The sequence below is a fragment of the Acinetobacter sp. LT1 genome (genome assembly GCF_059800965.1).
On record NZ_JBBAXE010000009.1, the window covers coordinates 60293 to 87064 of the forward strand.

The following is a 26772-nucleotide window of genomic DNA, read 5'->3' on the forward strand; positions in this document are numbered from 1 at the left end:
ATTCGGCAATTAATTTTCTTGCTTCTTTATAGTAAAACATTTCAGTCTAGGGAAATTGATAGAAGAATGAAACGGTCGATACTTGGTTTAATCTATTTAATTCAAGGAATGCGCAATGCTGGCATTGATGTCGACTCACGTTTGGCCGATATAGGTATTAAAGTCGATGCTTTAGACCCGAGTTCCACAATTCATGATCGTCTTGAATGGGACATTCAACAAATAATTAGTAAAAATGTAGAGCCTGAAAAGGGTTTATTTATTGGACAGCATTACGCTTTAGCGGGTTACGGCCCATTGCTTATGCTGCTTGTCACAAGTAATGATATTCAAACTGCTTTAAATAAGGGTATAAAATATCAAAAGCTTACGCATTTATTTGGTAGCTTAGCTTTATACGAAACTGATGAGCGGACGATTTTAAATTATTTGCCTGTTGATTTAAAAACGGAAATTGGCCAGTTACGGGCACAATGTGAAATCTCTGGAACTTATAAATTTATTCAAGATATTTATACGATGATGGGATTACAAATGCCTACGATGCGTATAGAACTTCCATTTGAAAAACCTACTGATATAGATACTTTGTCAAACTATTTTGCATATTATGGCGAAGATGTGCATTTTAATGGTAAATATGCGGCATTTAGCCTAAGTAAGGATGTACTTGAAATCAAGATTCCTTCTGCCGATATCATTACACATCGTATTTATGAATCAAAATGTATTGCAGAAATAACAAGATTAAATCAACAAGATCATCAAACTCCACATATCATACAATGTGTGCAAGATTATCTTGAACTGCAACAAGGAATTATCCCGAGCATGGCGGAAACAGCTTTTGCATTGAAAATGCCTGAAAGGACATTAAGGCATCAACTGCAACAGCTAAATACGAGTTATAAGCAAATTCGTGAACAAATTATCAAGAATAAGGCATTGAAGCTTATGGAATATAGGGAATACTCAATAGAAGTTGTTGCTGAATTACTCGGCTATTCTGAACCGGCGGCATTTAATCATGCATTTAAACGATGGTTTGGACAGAGTCCTCGGCAATATGCAAAAGAGTCATCGTCGTAACTCTTGATGCTAAAAGCTAATGTGGTTGAACAAAATGTTCGCTATACTCTCATCAGTTAAAATTGAAATAAAACGATATGTTAAATTTAAAATCTTCTCATAGTACTGCATTCACACCTTCTTCCCCAGCAGAACGCTATGCTGAGGCTTTAGCTTCAGGTCAATTTATGGCAGATGAAGCGCAAGCACAGGCAGTGCAAGAATTAGATCGCGTATGGAAAGAACTTTTAAACCGTTATAAAGCCTCAAAAAAAGCTTTCCGTCGTTTCCGTCGTCAAACTTCACCTAAAGGTGTATATATGTGGGGCGGAGTAGGCCGTGGAAAAACTTGGCTTATGGATCAATTTTATGAATCTGTGCCATTTCGCCGTAAAACGCGTATGCATTTTCATCATTTCATGCAACATGTTCATAAAGAGCTAAATAAGCTTTCAGGCCAACGTAATCCACTTGAAATCGTAGCTGACCAAATCTATAAAGATGCTGTCGTTATCTGTTTCGATGAGTTCTTTGTATCAAACGTAACAGATGCAATGATCTTAAGCGATTTATTCCAAAAATTGTTTGTTCGTGGTGTGACATTAATCGCAACATCAAACATTGCACCAGATGGCTTATATAAAAACGGTATTCACCGTGATCGTTTCTTGCCAACCATTGAAATGGTTAAAAAGAACTGTGCTGTTTTAAATGTAGATGCAGGTGTGGACTATCGTTTGCGTGTACTAAAACAAGCTCAATTATTTAAATCGCCATTAACGAATGAAGCTCAAAGCTGGATGGCTGAACGTTTTAGTGCTTTAACTCATACACAAGCTCATTCTCAAGAGCCGATTGTGATTAATAATCGTGTTGTCGAGACTTTGGGACATACAGAAGATGTGTTGTGGTGTGAGTTTTCTGAACTCTGCTTTAAACCACGTAGCCCAGCAGATTTTATTGAAATTGCGAATATTTATAATACGGTTCTAGTGAGTAATGTTCCTCATTTGACAGATTTCTTGTCAGAAGGTACTCGTCGCTTTATTTATCTAGTAGATGAGTTTTACGATCGAGGTGTGAAATTACTTTTAACGTCTCAAGATAGTATTATTGATATATATCAAGGTGAAAAGTTAGCATTTGAAATTGAACGTACGCGTTCACGTTTGCTAGAAATGCAGTCTGATGAATATTTACATTCTGAACACCGACATATTGATGCTACAAAAACCTCTTAAGTAAAGTAGATATGAAAAGCGCTCTAGATTGAGCGCTTTTTTATAACAAAAAATAGATAAATTTAATTAAATAGTGCTTTTTCACGCAGCAAAGTTTGATATAACTAAATACGCTTTAGAAAAACAAGATAGTGAAACTTTTTGTCTGTTAACAAAAAGTCTAGTTTCAGTATCTTTAAATATTGAATAAATTGATGGGAATCTTAGTTAGAATTTTAATATTTCCTATATAGAAAATTTTATCTTTGTCAATAGTTTTGCAAGGGAAAATGCTTACTATTTAGGAATGTGATATTAGTATTCAGCTTAATTTAAATCGGTATACTAGGATTCTCTTGGTATAAAAAGTAGCAACTTCAGGAAAGACAATGACTGCACGTATTCAAAAAGGCAAGTTAGCGATTGCTAAAGAACTTTACGATTTTATCGAAAATGAAGCTTTACCAGGTTCTGGTTTAGATAGTGAAACTTACTGGAAGAACTTTGAGCAAGTTGTTGTCGATCTTAGCCCAAAAAATAAAGCATTATTGGCTAAGCGTGATGAATTACAAGCAAAAATTGATGAATGGCACCGTAACAACAAATTTGAATTAGGTGCTTATAAAGCGTTCTTAACTGAAATTGGTTATTTATTGCCAGAAGTTGAAGATTTTCAAATTACTACTGAAAACGTAGACGAAGAAATTGCTTTGTTGGCAGGACCACAGTTAGTTGTACCTGTACGTAATGCACGTTATTGCTTAAATGCAGCAAATGCCCGTTGGGGTTCTTTATATGATGCACTTTACGGCTTCGATGTAATTTCTGAAGAAGGTGGAGCTGAAAAAGGTAAAGGATATAATCCTGTTCGTGGTGCAAAAGTTATTGAGTTCGCTAAGAATTTCTTAAATGAAGTTTTCCCGCTTGCTCAAGGTTCACATGCAGATGCAAAAAACTATGCAATTGAGCAAAATAAACTTGTTGTAACTTTGAAAGATGGTTCAAAAACAGGTTTAGCTCATGAAGCTCAGTTTGTTGGTTTCAATGGTGAAGAAGCAAATCCTTCAGAAGTTGTACTTTTAAGTAATGGTCTTCATGTCATTATCGAAATTGATGCAAATAGCCCAATTGGACAAACTGATCCAGCGGGTGTTAAAGATTTAACATTTGAAGCGGCAGTAACCACAATTCAAGATTTGGAAGACTCTGTTGCGGCTGTTGATGCAGAAGAAAAAGTTGAAGGTTACCGTAATTGGTTAGGTTTAATGAAGGGTACACTTCAAGAATCTATTGAAAAGAATGGTAAAACTATTGTTCGTGATCTAAATAAAGACCGCGAAATTAAAAACTTAATTGGTGGTACAACAAAACTTCATGGTCGTTCACTTATGTTACTTCGTAACGTAGGTCACTTAATGACTAACCCAGCTATTTTGGTAGATGGTGAAGAAATTTTCGAAGGTATTATGGATGCATTGGTAACTCCATTGTTATCAATTGCTGATATCCGTAGTACAAACGAAAATAAAAACTCTCGTAAAGGTTCTATGTATATTGTTAAGCCAAAAATGCATGGTCCTGAAGAGGTTGCGTTTGCTGTAGAGTTATTTGAACGTGCTGAACAGGCGATTGGATTACCTCCTAAATCGTTAAAAATCGGTATTATGGATGAAGAGCGCCGTACATCTGTAAACTTGAAAAACTGTATTGCTGCTGCTAAAGACCGTACAATCTTTATTAATACTGGCTTTATGGACCGTACGGGTGACGAAATCCATACTTCTATGGAAGCTGCGCCAGTTGTTCGTAAAGAAGCTGTTAAAACACAAAAATGGATTGCTGCTTACGAAAACCGTAACGTTGCAATTGGTTTGAAATGTGGTTTACAAGGTAAAGCACAGATTGGTAAAGGCATGTGGCCAAAACCAGATAGCATGAAAGATATGTTAGCAACTAAAGCTGCACATCCAAATGCGGGTGCTTCATGTGCTTGGGTTCCATCTCCAACTGGTGCTGTTCTTCACGCGATGCATTACCATCAAGTAAATGTAAAAGCACGTCAAGATCAGTTAAAAGCTGAAGAAATGTTGTCATTAGATGATCTGTTAACACCACCATTTGCACCTGATACAAATTGGTCAGCGGAAGAGATTAACAATGAACTTGAAAATAACTGCCAAGGTATCTTAGGTTATGTTGTTCGTTGGGTTGACTTAGGTGTAGGTTGTTCGAAAGTTCCTGATATTAACAACGTGGGCTTAATGGAAGACCGTGCAACATTACGTATTTCTTCTCAACACGTTGCTAACTGGTTACGTCACGGTATTGTAACTCGTGAACAAGTTGAAGAAGTGCTTAAACGTATGGCAAAAATTGTTGATGAGCAAAATGCAAATGACCCATTGTATAAACCAATGGCAGCTAACTTTGAAACAAATATTGCTTTCCAAGCAGCTTCTGATCTTATCTTCAAAGGTTGTGAACAGCCTTCTGGTTACACTGAGCCGTTACTTCATGCTGCTCGTTTGAAGTTAAAAGGTTATACAGGTGATTAATTTCATCCTGTTTTGAGAAAAGCCTCTTCGGAGGCTTTTTTTATTTTCGGTATATTTTGTGCTTATAGGAAGGGAATTTATAGCTAAAAGGTTTTGAGATTGATTAACTTAAAAAATCTTAATCGTGAGAATTGGATTCTATGTGCAAAGTTGTCGTTGGATGAATATCAAAAGGACTATGTTGCACCAAATGTATATTCTATTGCTGAGTCTAAAGTGGAAGAACATTACTGTCCACGAGTGATTTGTTCAAATGATAGAGTCATTGGATTCTTAATGTACTGTGTCGAAGTTGACCCACCTGATGAGACATTATTTTGGTTGTTTCGTTTTATGATTGGCAAAGACCATCAAGCCAAAGGTTATGGTACAAAGGCATTGCAAATGGCAATTGATGAAATAGCTGCAAAAGGAGCTAAACGAATTCGAACGATGTATAAATCTTCTAATAACATTGCTGGAAAACTTTATAAAAAAATGGGTTTTATAGAAACTGGAGAATATGATGAGTGTGGAGATATTATTTTAGAGTTGAATATTTCGCTTCAAAAAAAAACGCTAACTGAAGATTCAAGTTAGCGCAGGAGTTAATAGAGTTAAATATATTGAAAAGCAATATTAGTTACTGCTCACAATTCCAATTTTAGTGACACCTAAACGCTGTGCTGTAGCCATGACCATCGCTACATTCTTATATTCAGCCATCTGGTCTGGTTTGAGTTTGATCTGGTCTTGATCTTTTTTAGCAACAACACCTTGAAATAAAGTCTCTAGCGCCTTTCGGTCAGAAACCTCTTGGTTATTCCAAAATACTTTGCCTACCGCATCAATTCTTACATCAATGACTTCAGGTGGCTTTTCATTTGTTGGTGGCGGTGTGCCATTTGGCAAATTAATATTAATCGCGTTGTTTGGTGTAGGTATGGTAATAATAAACATAATAATGAGTACCAACATGACATCAATAAGAGGTGTCATGTTGACTTCTAACATCACATCGTCATCATTATTTGAACCGACATTCATACCCATAAAATTCTCCTTAAGTTAATTACGGGGAGGCTGGAGGGGTAGTAACAAAAGCAATTTTGCCAATACCAGCTTCTTTGGTCGTACTAATGACCTGATCTATCGCTTCAAAATGGGTAAGCTGATCACCCCGAATATGAACTTCTGGCTGAGGTCTTTTTTGTGCAACTGCTTGAAGTTTTGCCAGTAATATCTCTTTACTAGGCACATAACTTTCGTTCCAGAAAATATCGCCTTTCTTATTTACTGAGAGTTGAATATTTTCAGGAGTGGTTGCATATGGAGTATTTTTTTCTTCTGGTAGTTTCACTGGAACCGTATGTGTGACTACCGGAATAGTAATAAGAAAAATAATAAGTAAAACCAACATGACATCAACCAGAGGTGTCGTGTTAATTGTGCCAATCATTTCGTCATCATCTTCAGAACCAACACTCATACCCATAATGTTTGCTCCTGATTATTTAATACTGCGATTAACTGAATTATTGGTATTAATTTCTCCACTTAATAAAACCGCGTGTAAATCTGAACCAAATGAACGGACATTTTCCATAACTGCTTTATTACGGCGTGTAAGCCAGTTATAACCAAGTACAGCAGGTACTGCGACTGCAAGACCAATCGCTGTCATAATCAGAGCTTCACCAACGGGGCCTGCAACTTTATCGATAGATGCTTGACCTGAGATACCAATGGCTGTTAATGCGTGATAAATTCCCCATACAGTACCAAAAAGACCAACAAATGGTGCAGTAGAACCTACTGTTGCTAAAAAGGCTAAACCACCGCCTAAATGATTTTGTATTTTCTCAATTGCGCGTTGAATTGAAATGCTCACCCATGTATTAAAATCGATTCGTTCAAGTAAAGAACCGCCATGTGATTTAGTTGAATTAATGCCTTTTTCTGCAATAAAGCGATAAGCGCTACTTTGTTCTAAACCTTCTGCAGCATTATCAAGGGAAGTCGCTTCCCAGAAATGTTTTTCAGCTTCTTTGCCTTGGCGTTTGACTTTACCTTGCTGCAATAGTTTAGAGATGATGATGTACCAAGTTCCAATCGACATGAGTACTAATATAAATAAGGTAGACTTAGCAACTAAATCACCTTCGCGCCAAAGGGCTTCTAGGCCATAAGGGTTTTTAACAGTTTCACTCGTTGCGGGTTTCGGTGGTGGAGTTGGAGTATTTGTACTTGATGTAGTTTCAGTAGTTGCTGTGGCCACAGGAGTATTGCTTGTTTCTTCTGCGAAAACTGAGCTTAATGGAAGTAACGAGCAAGCTGCGATTAGACTTGCAGAAGCGAAACGAACTAACGGTTGAGTTGATTTTTTCATCGTATATCTCCAATATTTTTTAATTTCTTGCTAATTCAATTGTTTATTCAATTACAAATGGATATTCAATTTCATACCAATCTTGCTGAGGTACACCATCTTTCATTGCTGGTTTGAACGTACATAAGCTGTAAGCTTTAGTTGCCGCTTTATCTAAAATTTTGCTGCCACTCGATTTTTTTACTTTGGCATCAATAACTTTGCCGGATGTATCAACCAAAACACGTATTCGCACTGTCCCTTGTTCTTCATTCATAAGTGCTTCTCGTGGATATTCTGGTTTTTCACAGCCAGCAGAACCCTCTGAAACACCACGACTTACACCAGCTGGTTTTGGTGCCGGCGCAGCAGCCACTGGAGCAGGTGCGGCAACAGGGCTTGGAGATGGGGTACTAGGTGCCGCAGGAGCTGGGGTAGCCGCTTTAGTCGGTTGAGCCACTGGTGTCGTTTTTTGTACCGGTGTTGCTACTTTCTCTACTTGTTTAGGCGGCTCAGGAACCTTGGCAACTTTTTCTACCATTTTTGGTGGCTCAGGCGGTTTTTCCTTTGGTTTCGGCTCTTCCGGCTTTGGTGGAGGAGGCGGCTTAATATCCTGAATAATTTGTAATTCCACAGGTTTTTCTGCTGGTTTTTGAATATTGTTTGCTAAACCTGACATCAGAATATAGGCAACAAGAAGATGCAGAAAAATAACTGCAGCAATACCAATTAGGCGTTTGGCAGATTTATTTTCTATGTCTGTAAAAGTCATGCCCATAGTTACTCCTGAAACTTGAGACAAACAATTCTTAAATTAATGTTTGACTAAGGGTGAGTATTCGGTCTGCAAACACGATGTCTGAAGTCGTGTTTGCAAAATAACCAATTAGAACTTGTATGTACCACGTAAATAGTATGTACGTCCTGTTGGGTCACCATACCGAGGGTCATATCCGTATTGGAAATTATCTAAAACGTTTGAAGCAGATGGGTCTTCATCGAAAATATTTTTAATACCCGCTGTTAGCTCAAGATTTTTAAAGCCTTTATAGGTACCAGAAATATTGTAGAGGGTATAATCACTAACTTTGTGATGATCATATTGTTCTTCACCTATCTGATTTTGATCATCGTAACCACGTACAAACTGTTGTTCAAAAACTAGTCTCCAATTTTCATATGCCCAGTTAATATTAGCTGTGTGTTTCCATCGGACAACAGCAGGGTCTTCATATAGGCCAACCTGTCCTGTCCATGGCTCACTTTTTGAGTCGCGATAATCTAGTTTGGATACATAAGTCCCATCAATTCCAAAGCCAAAACGGCCAGTGGATGTCATTGGAGTTAAATAATTCAGACTAATATCAAAACCTTCTGTTTTCATACCACCAGAGTTGAATAAGTTGGTTTTTATATAGTCGATAGTACCATCAGCATTTCTTACAAAAAGAGCAGAGTATTTTTCAGGTTCTCCAAAGATTGTGGCTTCTCCCACCTGAGCAATCAGGTCGTCAATTTTAATATTGAAATAGTCAACCGTTAGTACAAGGTTTTTAATTGGCTCGAAAACAAAGCCAGCAGTAAATGATTTTGATTCTTCAGGTTGTAAATCTTTTGAGCCTCCCTGTAATTTCATAAATTGAGTATTACAAAAGTCATTTTTATTTTTCCCTTCTACGACCTCACCGCCTGGGCAGTAAAGTGGGTCATTATATTTTGCACCAGTATAAGTTTTGCTTTGAGCCGCATTAATCTCATATAGGCTTGGTGCACGGAAACCTGTGCTATATGAGGTACGGAACATGAGTTGTTTTAATGGCTCCCAACGGATCGCGAATTTAGGGTTAAAAGTATCGCCAAAGTCACTATAGTCATCGTAACGAGCTGCAAGTTGTGCTTCGATCGTTTTGGTTATAGGTATTTGTAATTCTGCAAATGCAGAGGTAATGTCTCGGTCGCCAGAATTATCAGGTTTACTAGGGTCTGTACCACTACTAGGAGCTTGACGGACTAAATCTGCATTAATATGTTGTTTCCAATCTTGATTAGTAAAGCTGCCTCCTAAAGCAAAACCAACCTCACCAGCAGGTAAAGTAAAAATAGGACGGCTAATACTGAAGTCAGCAGTAGTGGATTCTAAAGTTGCTTCATTATATTTTCCTTTAACTGATAAACTGTTCCAGATATTAGGATCACTACTTTCACCAAATGGGTTTAATGTTCCGTTATTTAAGGCATCTTGTAATTTAGTCTTATTTAATTGACCAGTAACGAAATTATCTGAGGCTTCACTTTTTGCATAGGTAATACCTGTGTTTAAATCCCATCCCCATACGTCACCTTCCAGACCAGCAAAAAGCCGATATGATTCATTAATTGATTTAGCTATACGGTTCCCAGCATGTGAGCGTAAATAGAGTTCTAGGGGGGCACCACTTAACCCATTAACGCTAGGAACAATACCATTGCCTGGATAATATGGACTATCACTTGGAAGGGTGACGCGAGTTGAAAGATTGCTACGGCTAAAAGGATCTGGAGCAACAGAAGTGATAACTTCACTACGTGAATAAATATATTCACCAATAGCATTTAAATTATCATTAACTTTGAATGTACCACGTCCTAAAACAGAAACGTTTTCTACGTCAGGTTTGATACCTATCAAAGCTTGAGTATTTGCATAACAGAATCCCTCTTCTGCTGACTCTGTGGGGCCCAAACATTGACCATTTTGAGCATAGGGATTTCCAGAAACTCCAGATATAGGATCATAAAAATTTGAGGTAAACGCATTAGCAGAGCGTCCATCAAGACCGAGTTCTGGTAATACTCCGCCACGTTCAGAAATTTTTCGGTCTTTTGCCATAATGCCGTTAGTACGACGATAATCTACAACACCGAAAATATTAAAACCATCTTCATCTAAGTCGCCATAGCCACCAAAGATAGAAATATCTTGTTTGTCACCACCTTTGTGTTCTGGTTGTAACAAGCCTGCGCTAATACCCACACCTTGATATGTTTTTTTTGTAATGAAATTAATAACCCCTGCAACAGCATCGGCACCATAAACTGCTGAGGCACCATCACGTAAAACTTCAATACGATCAATCATTGCTAAAGGAATAATATTTAGGTTTACGGTGGAAGTACCAAAAGGGTTCGCTGCGAGGCGTCGTCCATTAAGTAAAACGAGTGTTTTATCGCTACCTAAACCCCGAAGGTTAGCGGTAGAACCATCGGTATTACTGGCACCCACATTCTGGTCAGTTGAAAAACCTGCCTGATTTGAACTTACACGGGTTAATGCCTCTTCAACTGTAGTAACGCCAGCATTTGCGAGATCTTCGCCTTTAATAATGGTAATAGGTGAAGCACTTTGTGCTGCAACTCCTTTGATTGAAGAACCTGTAACGGCAACTTTTACGACTTTTGTTGGTTTTTCATCACTACTTGATTGTTCAGTTTCTGCTGCCTGTGCCAGGGTAAGACACATCATACTTAAACTAAGGGTGCTTAATTTAAGAATTGTTTTGCTGATCTTGGGGGTTGCCTGAGATCGAACATTGTATTTTTTTTTCATCGTGGATTTGATCCCTTTTTGTTGTCGTTAGCGATATTGCTGGAAAGTTTTTAAGCAAAGCAAGTGCCAACTATATATTTTTCTTTTTTTAGTTTATGCAAAATATTGATATATATTGATTTTATTATGATTCAGTACGAAGATTCATCTGTTATTAAACAAAAATAAATTTTCCGTTTGGAAAATTTTTGATCGCTGGCCAAAAGTTTCAAATTTTTTTGTATAAAAAATATACATTGCTGGACTCTTCACATGCTTAATAAATAAAAATGTATCGTTTTAGAACCTTTTTATATGTAATGTTATAATATTTATTGCTATGTCTTTGAGTTGTATTTTTATTATAAATCAATATATTGAATGGTAGTTATGTGTGGGGGGAGCTTGATCTAATGTGGAACATAATTAATTTTTAATGTATTTTATTTGTGCATTTAAGGTATTAGATGATTAACATATGCAAATATAAAATTTGGCAAAAAGTTACTTTTATCTATATAGTTCAAACCATTTTAAGTACCTAATAAAAATATGAATTTCTAATATTATTAATTATTTTGTGATGAATATTAATAAATGGCATGAAATTCGCTTTATTTTCAGTAGTTACAAAAGATTGGGTTTTTGACTTTGTTTTTCCATTTGTTCAAATAAAAATGCTCATAGAAAAGTAAAGAATTAAACCTAAATAGGCTTATCTGTTGAAAAAGAACTTTTCTTATGCAGATTTAGATGTTACTCAAAAGGATAATATCTTTTAAAAAACTAATTACGTGGGTATGAACTTGAAATTAAAATTTTTTAAGCTCGCCATTTTAAGTCTGGCTATTACATCAGTTCCTTGTGCTTACGCAATTACGCCAGCGCAACCAAACAAAATTTTGCATGTTGCCTATGAAGCCCCAGATGATGGCTTTGATATGGTCAAAACCACCAATTTCTATAGCGCTAATATTGCTGAGGCAATTTTTGAGCCTTTACTTAAATATGACTATCTGGCACGCCCATTACAGTTAGCTCCCTATACAGTAGAGAGCCTGCCCAAAGTGGAACAAGACGGTAAAGTGTATACTTTTAAAATTAAGCCAGGTATCTATTTTACTAATGATCCCGCTTTTAAAGGTAAACGCCGTGAGCTAGTAGCCGAAGACTACGTCTATACAATTAAACGTATTCTAGATCCTAAAAATAGAGCACCGTCTGTTTCATTCATTGATGGTAAGTTACTAGGTGCCGATGCGGTTGTAGCCCAAGCAAAGAAAACTGGAAAATTTGATTATGCTGCTCCAATTGCAGGAGTCAAAGCACTTGATCGATATACTTTACAATTTACCTTAACTCGCCAAGACTATAATTTCCCTTATATTCTTGCCTATATTGCATTTGGCGGAGTTGCTAAAGAGGTTGTTGATTATTACGGTGACCGTATTGGTATGCATCCGGTAGGTACAGGCCCTTACATGTTAAGTAAATATGTACCAAGAAGTAAGGTCGAGTTGATTGCTAATCCTGATTATCGTGGTTTTGTCTGGAACTTTAAGTCGACAGGAACACTTTGGGATAACCAGCTTGTTAAGGAAATGTCTGGAAAGAAAATGCCACAAATTGGAAAGGTGGTGGTCAGTATTATTGAAGAACAACAGTCAAGATGGTTAGCTTTTCAGTCGGGTCAATTAGATTTTGACAAACTTACAGCAGATGCTGTTCCTCAAGCTTTAGATGGAAATCAGCTTAAAGCTTCTTTTAAGAAGAGAGGAATTAAACACTTCCCATATAAGGAACCAGAAATGACCTATACCATCATGAACATGCGTGATCCGGTGATTGGTGGTTTTAGCCCAGAAAAGATCGCTCTTCGTAGAGCAATTACGTTGGCATATAATCAAAAAGAAAGTATAAAACAGGCTTATAAAGGGCAAGCTGTTCGCGCTGAAATGTTTATACCTGAAGGCGTGAATGGCTATAACCCGAAATATAAAAGTAGCGTAGCGTACAACCCGTTGTTAGCAAATAAATTACTTGATTATTATGGTTATAAAAAAGGTGCTGATGGTTATAGAACCCAGCCAAACGGGAAACCTTTAATTTTAAAAATCAATACAGAAAATAGCTCGGCCTCAGTTATTCACTCAGAACTTTGGAAAAAGAATCTGGATGCGATTGGCATTCGAGCTGACTTTAAAGTGAGTAATTTTGCAGATAACTTAAAAGCCGCAACTCAATGTAAATATATGATATGGAGCGGGGCATGGATTGCTGACTATCCTGAAGGAGATAATTTTGCACAGTTGCTTTATGGACCAAATGCTGGACAGGGAAACCATGCTTGTTATCAGTCTAAAACATATGATGCTCTTTACACTCAGGCCATTCATTTACCACCGCAACAACGTCTACCATATTATGAAAAGCTTAATCGCCAGATTGAAGCTGATAACCCATGGATTGTTCATGTAACTCGAATTCGTAATTGGTTGATACGCCCACAAGTTCAGGGTTTTAAACCCCATCCTATGATGAATACAAACTGGCAATATCTTGATATTACCCCTATTAAAAAATAAATTTAGATAAAGATCATCATGACTGAAAATTTAAAACAAAAGCTCAAGCATTGTAGTATCAGCTTGCTATTCGCTAGTATGGCCTTAACGGGATCTACAAGTATTTTTGCGAAAAGCCCAGCCGATCCGAATAAAGTTTTACGTTATGTATTTCCAACAGCTGAGACAGGTTTCGACCCAGCTTATATCCATGATTTATATTCGGCGCATGTAACCACATCGATATTTGAAACTTTATATACCTATGATTATTTAGCAAGGCCGGCAAAGCTTATTCCGCAAATAGCAACTGCTATGCCAGAAGTCAGTGCCGATGGTCTGACCTATACCATTCACATTAAAAAGGGAATTTATTTTACGCCAGACCCTGTTTTTAAAGGCAAACCTAGAGAATTAACAGCCAATGATTATGCGTACTCTTTTAAGCGTTTATTGGACCCGAATCTGCGCTCTCCAAATAGCTGGTTATTAGAAAACAAAATTGAAGGTATGGATGCGTTAGTCAAAGCAGCTAATAAATCCGGAAAATTTAACTATGACCAAAAGGTAAGTGGTTTACAAACACCTGATAAATACACTTTGGTGATTCGTTTAGTTAAGCCAGACTATAACTTTCCTTTATTACTGGCCCATGACCCGACAGGTGCAGTGGCACGTGAAGTCATCGAAAAGTATAAAGACAAAGCCGGTTATGTTATGGGCCATCCTGTAGGTACAGGTCCTTATGTGCTGAGCAAGTGGATACCAGCATCGCGTATTGTTTTAAAAGCGAATCCTGATTATCGGGGCTTTACTTGGAACTTTAATGCCAGCAGCCCTGAAGATCAGGCAATTGTGAAGCGACTTAAAGGTAAAAAAATGCCCCAAATCGGCACAATTGATATTCAGGTGATGGAAGAAAACCAATCGCGGTGGCTAGCATTTCAGCGTGGTGAGGTTGATATATTTCAGCTTGAAGGCCAACTGGTCGCAAAAGCGGTTAAAGACGGTAAATTAAGACCTGAACTTGCTAAAGAAGGTGTGCAGTTATCTCGCATTGTTGACCCCGAAATTAGTTATATTTATTGGAATCTTAAAAATCCAGTTGTTGGGGGAATGAGTAAAGAGAAAATTGCTTTACGCCGTGCGATTGCGATGTCTCGTTCAATAGATCAAGAAATTAAACTAGTAAGAAATGATGATGCACAGCGTCTACATTTTCCAATTCCACCAGGTGTAGTGGGTAATGACCCTCAATACAGAACCAGTACGCCATATTCTGTGAAAGCAGCAAATTTACTATTAGATCGATATCACTATAAAAAAGATGCCTCAGGTTGGCGTACGCAACCAGACGGAAAACCACTTGTCATTGAATATATGGCTCGTAGTGACAGTATTGGCCAGCAAAGCGCTGAGCTGTGGAAAAAAAATTTTGATAGTTTGAATATCCGTATGGTCTTTAAACCCATGCTCTTTGCAGATCTTATTCGTGCGCAAAAACAATGTGACGGGATGTTCGGGTCTTCTGCATGGATAGCCGATTATCCAGATGGGGATAATTTTATGCAGAATTTTTATGGACCTAATACACATATGACGAACTGGTCTTGTGGTTCTATACCAGAGTTTGATCAGTTGTATCGCCAAACGCAACAAATGCAAGCAGGTCCTGAGAGAGATGCACTTTATCGAAAAATGACACGGTTGTTAGAAGTTTATATGCCTGTTCAAATCTCATATGCACGCTACCGGAATATGCTGGCTCAACCAAAAATCATTGGATATAAGAAGCATCCAATTTTACATGCAGAGTGGATGTATTTCGATATTGATACAAATACTAAATCTAATCATTAAATGAAAAAAATTGGAGATACAATGAAAAATAATGCACTGAAAATGACAACCTTATGTATGTTGACCATAGGTGTAAGTCAGTTTGCAACGGCAGAGACAACACGTCCTATTTTGCCATTACTTAAAGCACAACAACTTCCAGCATGGTGTGATGCGAATTTAAAAAAGATTCAGAAAGAGATTTCAAATTTTGAAAAAACACCTGTTAAAGATAATGCAGCAGCGGCACCTATATTGGCAAAATGGGATAAAATTTTTGCGCATTTTGAAGATTTCTCAGGTCCTATAAGTCTATATAGTAACGTAGACCCAGATGCAAAGTTACGTAAGGCAGCAGAAGACTGTGAAATCAAAATTAATCAGTTTCATACTGATATATTTCAAAATTCAAAATTATATAACGTCATTAAGAATACAAAAGCTACTGATCCGATAGACCAAAAATATCGTCAAGATATCTTAGATCAATTTGAAGACACAGGCGTTCAACTTGAGCCAGTAAAACGTGCACGAATGAAAGCTATTCTGGATGAGTTGACCAAACTCGAACAAGAATATGCCCGTAACGTCCGTGATAATCCAGAGAAACTTGAGTTTACTCCTGAAGAGATGAAAGGCTTACCTCAAAGTTATATTTCAGCATTAAAGAAAAATGCTAAAGGCAACTATTTATTAGGTTTTGAATATCCGGAATATCGTCCTTTTATGGAGTTGGCAGATAATGATGATGCCCGAAAAAGATATCAAATTGCCTTTACGCGACGGGGTACTGAACAAAATTTAAAACTACTTAAACAGGCAATTGATTTGCGTTATGAGCTTGCTCAGTTATTTGGAAAAGCAAGTTATGCAGATTGGGTTTTAAAAGACCGTATGGCTAAAACGCCTGAGGCTGTAAATCAATTTTTGGCAGAAGTACAAAAAACAGTAGCACCACTAGAACGCAAAGAAGTAGAAGAACTCCGAGCATTTAAAGCACAAACTTTAAAAACGCCATTAGAAAAAACCGAGATAACGCGTTGGAGTGAAGCTTATTGGAGTGAAAAACTTCGTAAGAGTAAATATCAGATTGATCAGGAAAAACTTCGTGATTATTTTCCAACCTTAGCTGCTCAAAAATGGTTGTTTGCCATTTCATCTGACCTTTATGGTATTGATTTTAAACCTGTCAAAGTTAAAGCATGGCAGGACGAAGTTGAATATTACGATGTAGTTGATAAGAAGACAGGAAAACTCCTTGGTGGCTTATATATGGATAAATTCCCTCGTGAAGGGAAGTATGGCCATGCCGCTGTTTGGGGAGTATATGGTGGTAGTACATTAACAAACCGCTTACCAGTTTCAGCCCTAGTTACGAACTTTAATCGTAAAGGGCTAAATAGCGATGAGCTTGAAACGTTTGTCCATGAGTTTGGTCATGCTCTACACGGCATTTTGTCAAATACCCGCTATACCAGTCAGTCTGGAACATCCGTAGAGCGTGATTTTGTAGAAGCACCATCTCAAATGTATGAAGAGTGGGCACGCCGTAAAGAGACTTTATCTAAAGTGGCTGATTATTGTGATCCAGCCTGCCCACGTGTTGACGATGAGTTAATTGCCCGTTTAAAAGCTGTACATAATTATGGTCGTGGCTTGCGTTATGCCCGTCAGACCCTTTATGCACAGTACGATATGTCATTGCATACTGCTGATGCTTTAAAAGTGAAACCTTTAGAAAATTGGCAAAAAATGGAAGCTGCTACAGCTTTGGGTTATGTACCAACAACAGAGTTTCCTGGGCAGTTTGGGCATTTGATGGGCGGTTATCAAGCTGGTTATTACGGCTATATGTGGTCTGAGGTTTTAGCTTTAGACATGCTTTCTGCTTATGGGGACAACCTTAATAACCCGCAAGTAGGGCAACGTTACCGTCAAACGATCTTATCGCAAGGTAGCCAAAAACCAGCAGCTGAATTAGTTAAAGATTTCCTCGGTCGTGATCCTGACAATAAAGCATTCTTTAACGAAATTACCGGACAACGGGTTAAATAAGGAATTATCACTATGCTGGCATATGTTATTCGGCGTTTATGGCAGATGATTCCAACTATGTTGGGGGTAGTCTTACTTATTTTTATTCTTTTTAACTGGGTAGGTGGCGATCCTGCTTATATTTTAGCGGGCAAGATGTCTAATCCTGAGCAGATCGAAAACATTCGTAAGCAGTTAGGTGTCGATCAGCCTTATTACGTTCAGCTCTGGATTTTCATTAAACAAATACTGACTTTTGATTATGGTGCGAGTTGGAGTACTGGCGAACCTGTTTCTCAAATTATTTTAACCCGATTAGGACCCTCACTCACGCTTCTAATTCCACTGACTATTTTACAGACGGTTATTTCAATTATTTTGGCATTGGCTGTTGCTGCGGTACGTGGATCTCTAACTGACCGCATGGTCATGATGCTATGCACTATTGGCATGTCGATCAGCATCTTAGTTTACATTATCGTTTTTCAATATGTTCTGGCGTATCAGCTAAGTTGGTTTCCTGTGCAAGGCTGGAGCGACACCTTTACTGATAATTTATTTAAGTTTGCCTTACTACCAATTCTAATCATGTTGGTGGTGAGTATTGCCCCGACTTTACGGTTATATCGTAGTTTCGTGCTTGATGAAATTAATCAGGACTATGTTCGAACAGCACGTGCTAAAGGTGTGGGTGAAAGCCGAATCTTAGGTGTACATGTACTGCGTAATGCTTCAATTCCGATTATTACCGACGTGATGTCAACTTTACCTGCATTGCTCATAGGCGCATTTTTAATTGAACGTTTTTTTGGTATTCCAGGGATTGGTCGAGAGGTGATTATTGCAGTTGAGCGAAGTGATTTTCCTGTCATTAAAGCAATTACAGTTTACATCGCAGCTGCAACCATGATTTTTAACCTGATTGCCGATTTGGTCTACAAAGTGGTTGATCCACGTGTACAGTTGAAGTAGGTGGGCTATGCTGAGCGTTTTATCAAAAAGAAAACAACAAACAAAAGCCGAAGCTCATTCATCTGGCATGTGGAAACTTGCCATGCGACGTCTTCGGGCCGACAAGATCGCGATGTCATCATTAGTGATTGTATTGCTTTATTTTATTATCTTGGTTCTATCAATGACGGGCGTGATTGCATCTGACTGGAATAAAGAAGTTGCTGTGAGTTATGCGCCACCCACATTTATAGGGGCAGACAAGACAACAGAAGCTGGACAAAATACAGCAGCAATTGAGGAAGAATTACCAGAAAATCCAGTTGATCCTTTAAAAGATGTAATTAACAAGCTTAAGGCTGAAATTAAACAAGAAAAGAGCTCTGGAAGTGCAATTGATTATTATGGTGTAGTTGACCCATTAGCTGATGATATGAAAGCGATCGATCAGCAACTGGGCGGACATCTACTAGATCAGCAAGCAGAACTGAAAAGTACCCTTGTGTTTGGAGCTGATAAATGGGGACAGGATGTTTTAAAGAAAACTATTAAAGGTGCTGAAACTTCAATTATTGTTGGGGTGATATCGGCTTTACTTGCAGTAGGAATTGGTACACTTTTAGGCGCAATTTCTGGATATTTCGGTGGTTGGGTTGATGATATTCTCAACTGGTTTTATAACATTTTTACCTCAATTCCATATTTGTTATTAGTTCTCGCGATTGCTGCAGTACTTCAACAAAAAGGCATTCTATCTATTGTTCTGATTTTGGGTTTAACGGGCTGGACAGGTGTTTATCGATTAATACGTGCGGAATATATGAAACACACTGCACGTGAGTACGTCCTTGCTGCCAAAGCAATTGGTGTTGGTCACTTCCGCCGTATGTTCATTCATATTTTTCCAAATGTCAGCCATATTGCTTTAGTCCAGATGTCAATTTTGGTGGTTTCTTTTATTAAATCTGAAGTCATTTTGAGTTTCTTAGGCTTCGGTGTACCGGTAGGCGTAGTGTCTTGGGGGAGCATGCTAAATGAGGCACAAAGTGAACTTCTTTTAGGCAAATGGTGGCAGCTTGTAGCAGCCTCTGTCGCAATGGCTGTTTTAGTTACTGCATTCTCAATGTTTACTGATGCTCTTCGTGATGCATTAGATCCAAAACTAAAATAAGAGGAAACCCTAATGTCAGAACAAGAAAATAAGAGTGTGCCATTACTTCACATTGAAAATTTACGTGTAAGTTTTAAAGGCGAAGACAAAAAGTATATCGAAACTGTAAAAGGAATCTCCTTTGATATTCCAGCAAATACCACTGTTGCTTTAGTTGGCGAGTCGGGTAGCGGCAAATCAGTTACTTCTTTGGCAACTATGGGCTTACTACCTGTAGGCCAAAGTAAAATTGATGAAAAAAGTAAGATTGTTTTTGAAGGAAAAGATTTACTGAGCTTATCCCGTAAAGAGATGCGACAAATCTGTGGTAAGGACATAGCCATGATTTTTCAGGAGCCGATGTCATCATTAAATCCTGTTTTTACGGTTGGCAATCAAATTGCAGAAATGTTGTGTTTACACATGGGTTTGAGCCGTAAACAGGCTCGACAACGTGTTTTAGAGTTGCTTAAAGAAGTAGGTATTCCTTCACCTGAAACTAAAATTGATGCTTATCCAAATCAACTTTCGGGTGGTCAACAGCAACGTGTCATGATTGCTATGGCGATTGCGTGTGAACCTAAACTGCTGATTGCTGATGAGCCTACCACTGCACTTGATGTCACTATTCAAAAACAGATTATTGATTTGCTCGAGTCATTGCGTAAGCGCCGTCAAATGTCGATGCTTTTTATTACTCACGATTTGGCTTTGGTTGGTGAAATTGCAGATAAAGTCATTGTAATGCGTCATGGCGAGATTAGAGAGCAAGGTGTTGTGGAACAGGTTCTTGAACAGCCTAAAGATGTATATACGAGAGCTTTGTTATATTGCCGCCCGCAAATGTCACAACGACCTTATCGATTGCCCGTGACGAGCGATTTTATGCGTCAAGAAGATGATGTATTGGTCGAACAAAGTTTTGACGTTTCAGAAATTCCTGAGCGCAAGCGTGGTTTAAATGGTGATGAGCAAATCATCTTAGAAGTAAAAGACCTGAAAAAAAGTTTTTATAGCCGTAAAGGCCTATTTGGCAAAGAAGAGTTTCAGGCCGTAAAAGGAGTTTCTTTTAAGCTGGCTAAGGGAAAAACTTTGGGTTTAGTCGGAGAGTCTGGATCAGGTAAAACGACTGTTGGGCTATTACTCATGCGTTTACATCAGGCATCTGGTGGGCAGGCTTTCATCGAAGGTAAAGATATTCTTTCATTAACTGAAAAAGAGTTTGCTAAATATCAACGTAAAATCCAGATCATCTTTCAAAATCCCTATGCGTCTCTTAATCCACGCTTTACCATTGGGCAGATTTTATTAGAGCCTATGCAAATTCATAAAATCGGTAAAGATGATGCAGAGCGTAAACAAATTGCCCTTGGACTGCTTGAGCGAGTCAATTTACCTGAACAAGCTTACTACCGATATCCGCATGAGTTTTCAGGTGGACAACGTCAACGTATTGCCATTGCACGCTGTTTAACGCTGAAGCCTGAAATTTTGATTTGTGATGAATCTGTTTCTGCACTAGATGTTTCAGTTCAGGCACAAGTACTTAACCTATTACAAGATTTACAAGATGAGTTTGGGCTGAGTTATATCTTTATTTCACATGACTTATCGGTTGTGAAATATATCTCTGATCAGGTCATGGTCATGAATCATGGAGAAGTTATTGAAATAGCCAATTCAGATGAACTCTATGCACATCCTCAACATGATTATACTAAACGACTATTAAAGGCGATTCCTCAAGGGATTCAACACATTTCATGAGCGTAAAGTTATGTCGTTAAGGGCACTTTCGAGTGCCTTTTTATTTGGTTTATGTGGTAAATGCTTATAAAATAAGAGAGATAAATGTAGAGTATTTTATTCTTGTTATGTGCGCTAATTTTAAACCTTTAACGTTTGCCCAATTACAGCAACTTCAGTTGCCTGTGGTCGGCTTTAGCTATGCCGAAGAGGTTTATCCTGCAGGAACAATGCCACTATTATTTAAATCACCACAAGGGCTTGAGTGGCGTGAAGTGATGTTCGGATTGGTTCCTAAATGGGCTGAAGATACAAATATAGCAAAACATACCTACAATGCCCGCCATGAGACTATTTTTCAAAAACCTAGCTTTCAAGAAGCTGCACTTAAATGTAAATTTGGTGTGATTCCAGTGACCGAATTTTATGAAAGTAAGTATATAAATGATAAACCTGAGCGGTGGGGTGTTCGCCGTAAAGATGGGCAGGCTTTTTTCATCGCAGCAATCTATGAAATTTGCAAAATAAATGAAACGATTATTCGTTCTGCAAGCATGTTGACGATGGATGCTATAGACCATCCGATGATGAAAGATTTTCATGAGCCAGGCGATGTTAAACGATCAGTTATTGTGATTCCACATGAACGACTAGATGAATGGTTAAGTTTAGAAACACCAGATATTTCCAGCTTTATCGAAGGCTTTCCAGTTGAAGAGTTTGAATGCTCTCATGTACCAAAAGAAAAAATTATAAAACCTACACCACAGTTAAGTATGTTTGACTAATCTATCTAAAATTAAGATGAGGTTATTGATCTCAAATTTGAATCAATAACCTATATCACTTATTCAATATTTTTACTTAATGTTTGTACCTCAGAGTCTTCAGCTAAATAGCTCAATTCAATCGGTGAAATCACAAAAGTTGTATTATCTGAGGCCTGTTTAAATACAAAGCCATATTCAAAAGATTGGCTATTTTTACTTGGTAACCAGAATAGATAAGGGCAGCCAGTATAATTACCATCCCAACCCATTTCTCTAGCGAGAGCCAACGCTGTATCAGATTTCGCTATGATTTCTTTGAGTGATTCTTTATCTCGTGTTGAGACATCACCATCATCATCTGCAAATGTTTGTAGAAACTCATTTAAGGGCTTAAGGTCTTCCCAGTTATGTTCTATTGTCGAGAAATGATATCCATATAGCATCATGTGCACTTTCTTCCATCTTGTTATTGTGTCCTTGAACATACCAAGAAATATATGAAAAGGAAATGGATAAATCTGATTTAAGTTGTTTATTTTTCATAACTTATAGATTGTTTTTTGTACGGAATAAAGACTTTTATAAATATTAAAATTATTCATATTACCTCAATAGCATAGGCGGAAAGTAACAATCCTAATGATTAGGATAAATGACTATTTTAGTAAATCAAACTGTTGGCGAATATAGAATTGTTCATAATTCACCTATAATAGAAATGAAACTATATAGAGCATATTTATGTTTATAACAACTACGCGCCCACAAGATAATTTAATTCACCAACTTCTGCCGATTTTGGAACAGGCGAGTCAGATTTTACTAGAAGAATATCAAAACTATTCTGCGGGTTATGAGTTTACTATTCATGAAAAGCAAGATGATTCACCTGTAACCCAAGCAGATCTAAAGGTAAATAGATTTTTATTAAAGCATCTTGCAGAGATTACTCCAGAGTTGCCTGTATTGTCTGAAGAAAGTGATTATAGTGCCCGTCATGACTGGTCTACATGTTGGATGTTAGATCCGCTTGATGGTACGAAAGAGTTTATACATGAACGTGATGAATTTACGATCAATCTAAGCTTGATCAACGGCAAAGAAACAGTTTTCTCAGTTATTGCCGTGCCATGTGAACAAGTGGTGTACTTAGGATATCTGCAAGATTTACCTTTTAAATATAGCTTTAGCCAACAACAATGGTATCAATATCAGGTTAGTTCAACTTCGCTAGATGCACCTATACAAATAGGACTTAGTCACGGTAGTAAAAATCCAAAATACCAAAAATTTATTCAACCTATAGAAAAAGAACATCGCATTATTCGACGAGAAGCTGGGAGTGCCTATAAGTTTTGCATGATGTTAGAAGGTGAAATAGATATTTACCCACGCTTTCATCCTACTTCTGAATGGGATACCAGTTCTGGTCAAGGTCTGTTAGAAAGTATAGGCGGTGGTTTACTTACTCTGGATGGAAAACCTTTTGAATATAACCAAAGAAGCACGGTTTTAAATAAGGGCTTTATCGCTTTTCGTGATCAGGAAAGCAAAAAAATAGCATTTGAAGCATTAGCCCAATCAGGTGTTATCGATTGAGAGTTATGCCAGACATGTTATAGTGGCAAAGTATTGAAAAAAGATGGCAAGATAAAGATGGCACTCGATTTATTGCCTAAAAGTATGTTTGAAGCAATTGATTTATTGCCCGATGCTTCAACTCCTGTAACCTTATTTACGCGCCATTCTTTAAGAGAACTTGTAGATGGGCAGGGCTTGGCTGGTTATGATCTCCAACTTACTCCTCAAGGACGTGAGCTTGCGCAGGCATGGGGTAATTACTTAATCAAAAATACAGATCGTGTTATTCAGCATTGTATTTCAAGTCCAATACAACGCTGTGTCGATACGGCGGCACTCATGATTGAAGGGGCTGACGATGTAAGTCCCCAATCAAATACTCATACGATTGAAATTATTGAGCAAGGGCTACTTGTTGAACCGGGTAGCTTTGTGTTGGATATACAACAAGCTGCTCCTTATTTTAAAAAGCAGGGTGCTTTAGGTTTTATTAATAGTTTTGTAAATAATGCATTACCTGGTATGAAACATCCCATTACAGGTGTTTTAGATGTACTAGAGCTTATTTACCGGACTCATCCAAAAACTAAAGGCGGTCTTAGTTTAGCCGTGAGTCATGACACGATTATTGCAGCAATTGTTGCTGTAATTTCTGGCGAGAATAAAATTAAGAAAGAAGAGTGGCCGGAAATGATGGAAGGATTATTTGTATGGTTTGAAGGTGAAGAGTTTCCAAATTGTAAATTAAAGTGGATTTGGAGAGGAAAGGCCTATGAGCTGAATGTAGCTAAATTTCATAAAGTGCTATAAGCTCAAAAACAATAGATAATAAAAAAAGCCCTATTGGGCTTTTTTTACATGTTCAAATTAGTTAGCTAACGCTTTAACTTGAGCATTTAAACGGCTCTTATGACGAGCAGCTTTATTTTTGTGGATGATGCCTTTATCAGCCATGCGGTCGATTACAGGAACAGCTTTTTTGTAAGCTTCTGTAGCAACAGCATAATCACCACCAGCGATTGCACTTAAAGTACGTTTGATGTAGGTACGAACCATAGAACGCAAGCTTGCGTTGTGTTTACGCGCTGTAACGTTTTGACGCGCACGTTTTTTAGCTTGAGCAGAGTTTGCCACTCTTGCACTCCTTGAAAATAAGTTGGTCTGGGCGGGCTGTGGTCAATTCAGTAAACTGGTGTAACCATCACCAGCCCGTAAACAAGTGCCATATTGTGATGAATCAACACCGTGAAGTCAAGCCTTGCGAGCATTTTAAGCGGTTTTAGGGGCTGCTAAAACGGTAAGAAAAGGTTAAATTTGATACAAACTTAAAGAGGGTTGGATAAAAAATGACTATAAGTACTAAAAAAGCAATTGTGATAGGTGCTACGGGACTTGTGGGTTTAGCGCTTGTCGAACAGCTTGAGCAAACTCCGGAATTTGAAGCGATTACTGTTGTGGTCAGAAAAGAATCACAACTACTTAATACATATAAAAAAGTTACTCAACTCGTTATAGAGGATTTTTTATTACTCAATGATGAAGATGTGAATGGCCATACCCATGCATTTAGCTGTCTTGGAACAACATTAAAAATGGCTGGTTCAAAACAGGCTTTTTACGCTGTGGATTATGAAATTAATGCTCATTTAGCAGATTTAGTGCAAGATAAACATATTCATCTATTGCTAGTGAGTGCCCTTGGAGCAAATGCAAATTCTCCAATTTTCTATAATAAAGTGAAAGGACAGTTAGAAGATTATATTGAGAGTCTAGAACTCGAAAAGCTATCTATTTTTAGACCGTCTTTACTGATCGGTAAACGCAGCGATGTACGGTTTATTGAAGACTTAGGGCAAAGTCTATTTAAACTTATCGAGAATAAATTTCAAAAGCCATTCAAATATAAGCCAGTAACTGCCGAGCAATTGGCTCATACGATGGTCGTAGCGGCGCTAACGCAAATTGAAGCCTTTAAACGATATGATAATCTGAGCATACAACAAACTCGATAAGGGAGTATTAAAGTGTCGACAGTACCATTTGTAACATGTGATTTATTAGATGATAACCCTGAAAAAGGCTTACAGGTTGTAATCCCATCAATGGATGGTAAGTTCTTTCAAAGTTATGGAGCACGTAAAACTTTTGGGGGACAGGTTGTAACAGTAAAGTGCTTTGAAGATAACTCACGTGTAAAAGAGTTATTGGCAACAGATGGTACAGGTAAAGTATTAGTTGTGGATGGTGGTGCATCTATGCGCTGTGCACTCATGGGTGATTTGATTGCTGAGTCAGCAGTTAAAAACAACTGGAATGGTGTAGTGATTTACGGTTGTGTACGAGACGTTGATGCACTTGCGACCTTAGATTTGGGAGTACATGCATTGGCTGCAATTCCACAAAAAAGTAATCGTAAGGGCATTGGTGAGGTAGATATTAATTTGTATTTTGGTGGAGTCACAATTCAATCTGGTGATTTTATCTATGCTGATAATAATGGGATTGTGATAGCAAAAGAAAAATTAGTCTAATTCTCTAATATAAAGGAAGGCATGATGGTGATTCATCAAATTAAAGTACTTCAAGCAGTTGTATCTGCAATTGCTGAAGGTGGTAGAGGTGTTTCAGGAACAGCATTTCCACAACAACCTGTAAAGGCTTTGAAATTATATGAATTTGAAGGTTCACCATTTTGCCGTCGTGTTCGTGAAGTGATTACACTTTTGAATCTGGACGTTGAAATTTATCCATGTCCTAAAGACGGAACAAAGTATCGTTCAGTTGTAAAAGAAAAAGGCGGCAAATTACAGTTTCCATTTTTAATTGATGAAAATACTGGCGATCAGCTATATGAATCACAAGATATTATTCATCATTTATTTAAACACTATGGCAAAACAGGGAAAACGCCGCAGAAATTTTCGAGTTACCCAAACATGCCTTATGTTGCATTTGCAGGAACTATCTTAAATGGTGCCCGTGGAGTTTGGATAAATAAAAAAATTGTTGATAGAGCTGCACCTGAACAAAAACTTGAGTTATGGAGTTTTGAAGCAAGTCCGTATTCACGAATTGTAAGAAGTCTACTCTCTGAACTTGAGCTACCATATATTTTGCATAATGTGGCAAAAGAGAGATGGCAAGATATGGGACCTGCTATTCTTCGCTTAAAACCTGGTAAATACATACCTTTAGAAGGCGGAAAAAGAGAAAAGCTGTTGCCGATTATGCAAGGTAAAATGCAAGTACCATACTTAGTAGACCCAAATACGGGAGTGAAGATGTTTGAGTCGGCTCAAATCGTAAAGTATTTAAAAAAGCAATATGGACGTTGATTAAGCTTAATCTGAGTAAGAGTTTAGGCGTTTTCTTAAACTCTTAT

General features: G+C 37.7%; 23 protein-coding genes and 1 pseudogene. 16 read left to right on the top strand and 8 right to left on the bottom strand.

Annotation, left to right across the window (positions count from 1 at the left end):
• The first annotated feature begins 66 nt into the window (after window positions 1-66).
• The 4 genes from WBW42_RS10695 (at window position 67) to WBW42_RS10710 (ending at window position 5422) form a co-directional block, all read left to right on the top strand.
• Window positions 67-1089, top strand: a complete 1023-nt coding sequence (locus tag WBW42_RS10695; RefSeq protein WP_032057012.1) for an AraC family transcriptional regulator — start codon at window positions 67-69, stop codon at window positions 1087-1089.
• Between the two features lie 77 nt (window positions 1090-1166).
• Complete coding sequence (gene zapE, locus WBW42_RS10700) at window positions 1167-2309, top strand: cell division protein ZapE (protein WP_002117902.1); 1143 nt, start codon at window positions 1167-1169, stop codon at window positions 2307-2309.
• A 368-nt stretch (window positions 2310-2677) separates the two neighbouring features.
• The gene (locus tag WBW42_RS10705; protein WP_032057011.1) at window positions 2678-4843 is read left to right on the top strand and encodes a malate synthase G; all 2166 of its coding nucleotides are present in this window, start codon (window positions 2678-2680) and stop codon (window positions 4841-4843) included.
• Window positions 4844-4942: 99 nt separating this feature from the next.
• A complete protein-coding gene (locus WBW42_RS10710; RefSeq protein WP_032057009.1) occupies window positions 4943-5422 on the top strand; it encodes a GNAT family N-acetyltransferase in 480 nt (159 codons plus the stop codon).
• Between the two features lie 39 nt (window positions 5423-5461).
• Here WBW42_RS10710 and WBW42_RS10715 read toward each other — a convergent pair whose 3' ends face one another.
• The 6 genes and pseudogenes from WBW42_RS10715 to WBW42_RS10740 all read right to left on the bottom strand — a co-directional run bounded on the left by WBW42_RS10715 (window position 5462) and on the right by WBW42_RS10740 (window position 11418).
• The gene (locus WBW42_RS10715) at window positions 5462-5875 is read right to left on the bottom strand and encodes an ExbD/TolR family protein (RefSeq protein WP_032057008.1); all 414 of its coding nucleotides are present in this window, start codon (window positions 5873-5875) and stop codon (window positions 5462-5464) included.
• Between the two features lie 19 nt (window positions 5876-5894).
• Complete coding sequence (locus tag WBW42_RS10720) at window positions 5895-6317, bottom strand: ExbD/TolR family protein (RefSeq protein ID WP_002118000.1); 423 nt, start codon at window positions 6315-6317, stop codon at window positions 5895-5897.
• Window positions 6318-6332: 15 nt separating this feature from the next.
• Window positions 6333-7211 (bottom strand): MotA/TolQ/ExbB proton channel family protein, encoded by an 879-nt coding sequence (locus WBW42_RS10725; RefSeq protein ID WP_005069505.1) that lies wholly within the window; start codon window positions 7209-7211, stop codon window positions 6333-6335.
• Window positions 7212-7254: 43 nt separating this feature from the next.
• On the bottom strand, window positions 7255-7968 hold the full coding sequence (locus WBW42_RS10730) for an energy transducer TonB (protein WP_005069504.1): 714 nt from the start codon (window positions 7966-7968) through the stop codon (window positions 7255-7257).
• Between the two features lie 108 nt (window positions 7969-8076).
• A complete protein-coding gene (locus tag WBW42_RS10735; RefSeq protein WP_032057007.1) occupies window positions 8077-10776 on the bottom strand; it encodes a TonB-dependent receptor in 2700 nt (899 codons plus the stop codon).
• A gap of 520 nt (window positions 10777-11296) precedes the next feature.
• Window positions 11297-11418: pseudogene (locus tag WBW42_RS10740) on the bottom strand (hypothetical protein).
• A 131-nt stretch (window positions 11419-11549) separates the two neighbouring features.
• On the opposite strand from WBW42_RS10740, the gene WBW42_RS10745 reads away from it, so the two are divergent.
• From WBW42_RS10745 to WBW42_RS10775, 7 genes are all read left to right on the top strand, one after another.
• Entirely contained in the window at window positions 11550-13340 is a 1791-nt protein-coding gene (locus tag WBW42_RS10745) for an ABC transporter substrate-binding protein (protein WP_081318474.1), read from the top strand.
• 15 nt (window positions 13341-13355) lie between these two features.
• Window positions 13356-15179, top strand: coding sequence for an ABC transporter substrate-binding protein (locus WBW42_RS10750; protein ID WP_080776874.1), 1824 nt, complete (start codon window positions 13356-13358; stop codon window positions 15177-15179).
• Complete coding sequence (locus tag WBW42_RS10755; RefSeq protein WP_080776876.1) at window positions 15180-17213, top strand: M3 family metallopeptidase; 2034 nt, start codon at window positions 15180-15182, stop codon at window positions 17211-17213.
• Window positions 17214-17225: 12 nt separating this feature from the next.
• Window positions 17226-18164: an ABC transporter permease gene (locus tag WBW42_RS10760; RefSeq protein WP_000881922.1), complete on the top strand. Its 939-nt coding sequence runs from the start codon at window positions 17226-17228 to the stop codon at window positions 18162-18164.
• Between the two features lie 7 nt (window positions 18165-18171).
• A complete protein-coding gene (locus WBW42_RS10765; protein ID WP_032057000.1) occupies window positions 18172-19314 on the top strand; it encodes an ABC transporter permease in 1143 nt (380 codons plus the stop codon).
• A 12-nt stretch (window positions 19315-19326) separates the two neighbouring features.
• Complete coding sequence (locus WBW42_RS10770; protein ID WP_032056999.1) at window positions 19327-21060, top strand: ABC transporter ATP-binding protein; 1734 nt, start codon at window positions 19327-19329, stop codon at window positions 21058-21060.
• A gap of 107 nt (window positions 21061-21167) precedes the next feature.
• A complete protein-coding gene (locus WBW42_RS10775) occupies window positions 21168-21827 on the top strand; it encodes an SOS response-associated peptidase family protein (protein WP_031945788.1) in 660 nt (219 codons plus the stop codon).
• Between the two features lie 59 nt (window positions 21828-21886).
• On the opposite strand, the gene WBW42_RS10780 is transcribed toward WBW42_RS10775, so the two are convergent.
• Complete coding sequence (locus WBW42_RS10780; RefSeq protein WP_032056998.1) at window positions 21887-22255, bottom strand: hypothetical protein; 369 nt, start codon at window positions 22253-22255, stop codon at window positions 21887-21889.
• A gap of 295 nt (window positions 22256-22550) precedes the next feature.
• Between WBW42_RS10780 and WBW42_RS10785 the strand changes: the two genes are divergently transcribed.
• Together WBW42_RS10785 and WBW42_RS10790 are read left to right on the top strand one after the other, a co-directional pair.
• On the top strand, window positions 22551-23408 hold the full coding sequence (locus WBW42_RS10785; protein WP_032056997.1) for a 3'(2'),5'-bisphosphate nucleotidase CysQ family protein: 858 nt from the start codon (window positions 22551-22553) through the stop codon (window positions 23406-23408).
• Between the two features lie 57 nt (window positions 23409-23465).
• Window positions 23466-24200, top strand: a complete 735-nt coding sequence (locus tag WBW42_RS10790; protein WP_163114324.1) for a histidine phosphatase family protein — start codon at window positions 23466-23468, stop codon at window positions 24198-24200.
• A gap of 57 nt (window positions 24201-24257) precedes the next feature.
• Here the strand turns inward: WBW42_RS10790 and rpsT are convergent, their stop codons facing one another.
• On the bottom strand, window positions 24258-24524 hold the full coding sequence (gene rpsT / locus WBW42_RS10795; RefSeq protein WP_002117906.1) for a 30S ribosomal protein S20: 267 nt from the start codon (window positions 24522-24524) through the stop codon (window positions 24258-24260).
• A gap of 212 nt (window positions 24525-24736) precedes the next feature.
• Here rpsT and WBW42_RS10800 point away from each other — a divergent pair, with 212 nt between their 5' ends.
• From WBW42_RS10800 to WBW42_RS10810, 3 genes are read left to right on the top strand one after another with little or no spacing between them, the layout of a single operon-like run.
• Window positions 24737-25402: an NAD(P)H-binding protein gene (locus WBW42_RS10800; protein ID WP_017399521.1), complete on the top strand. Its 666-nt coding sequence runs from the start codon at window positions 24737-24739 to the stop codon at window positions 25400-25402.
• A 12-nt stretch (window positions 25403-25414) separates the two neighbouring features.
• A complete protein-coding gene (gene rraA / locus WBW42_RS10805) occupies window positions 25415-25921 on the top strand; it encodes a ribonuclease E activity regulator RraA (protein WP_005076226.1) in 507 nt (168 codons plus the stop codon).
• A gap of 21 nt (window positions 25922-25942) precedes the next feature.
• Complete coding sequence (locus tag WBW42_RS10810) at window positions 25943-26725, top strand: glutathione S-transferase N-terminal domain-containing protein (RefSeq protein ID WP_081404033.1); 783 nt, start codon at window positions 25943-25945, stop codon at window positions 26723-26725.
• Window positions 26726-26772: the final 47 nt, after the last annotated feature.

Coding starts and splice junctions, on each gene's coding strand:
- WBW42_RS10695 (WP_032057012.1), top strand. CDS start 67: ATGAAACGGTCGATACTTGGTTTAATCTATTTAATTCAAGGAATGCGC.
- zapE (WP_002117902.1), top strand. CDS start 1,167: ATGTTAAATTTAAAATCTTCTCATAGTACTGCATTCACACCTTCTTCC.
- WBW42_RS10705 (WP_032057011.1), top strand. CDS start 2,678: ATGACTGCACGTATTCAAAAAGGCAAGTTAGCGATTGCTAAAGAACTT.
- WBW42_RS10715 (WP_032057008.1), bottom strand. CDS start 5,875: ATGGGTATGAATGTCGGTTCAAATAATGATGACGATGTGATGTTAGAA.
- WBW42_RS10720 (WP_002118000.1), bottom strand. CDS start 6,317: ATGGGTATGAGTGTTGGTTCTGAAGATGATGACGAAATGATTGGCACA.
- WBW42_RS10725 (WP_005069505.1), bottom strand. CDS start 7,211: ATGAAAAAATCAACTCAACCGTTAGTTCGTTTCGCTTCTGCAAGTCTA.
- WBW42_RS10730 (WP_005069504.1), bottom strand. CDS start 7,968: ATGGGCATGACTTTTACAGACATAGAAAATAAATCTGCCAAACGCCTA.
- WBW42_RS10735 (WP_032057007.1), bottom strand. CDS start 10,776: ATGAAAAAAAAATACAATGTTCGATCTCAGGCAACCCCCAAGATCAGC.
- WBW42_RS10755 (WP_080776876.1), top strand. CDS start 15,180: ATGAAAAAAATTGGAGATACAATGAAAAATAATGCACTGAAAATGACA.
- WBW42_RS10760 (WP_000881922.1), top strand. CDS start 17,226: ATGCTGGCATATGTTATTCGGCGTTTATGGCAGATGATTCCAACTATG.
- WBW42_RS10765 (WP_032057000.1), top strand. CDS start 18,172: ATGCTGAGCGTTTTATCAAAAAGAAAACAACAAACAAAAGCCGAAGCT.
- WBW42_RS10770 (WP_032056999.1), top strand. CDS start 19,327: ATGTCAGAACAAGAAAATAAGAGTGTGCCATTACTTCACATTGAAAAT.
- WBW42_RS10775 (WP_031945788.1), top strand. CDS start 21,168: ATGTGCGCTAATTTTAAACCTTTAACGTTTGCCCAATTACAGCAACTT.
- WBW42_RS10780 (WP_032056998.1), bottom strand. CDS start 22,255: ATGATGCTATATGGATATCATTTCTCGACAATAGAACATAACTGGGAA.
- WBW42_RS10785 (WP_032056997.1), top strand. CDS start 22,551: ATGTTTATAACAACTACGCGCCCACAAGATAATTTAATTCACCAACTT.
- WBW42_RS10790 (WP_163114324.1), top strand. CDS start 23,466: ATGGCACTCGATTTATTGCCTAAAAGTATGTTTGAAGCAATTGATTTA.
- WBW42_RS10800 (WP_017399521.1), top strand. CDS start 24,737: ATGACTATAAGTACTAAAAAAGCAATTGTGATAGGTGCTACGGGACTT.
- WBW42_RS10810 (WP_081404033.1), top strand. CDS start 25,943: ATGATGGTGATTCATCAAATTAAAGTACTTCAAGCAGTTGTATCTGCA.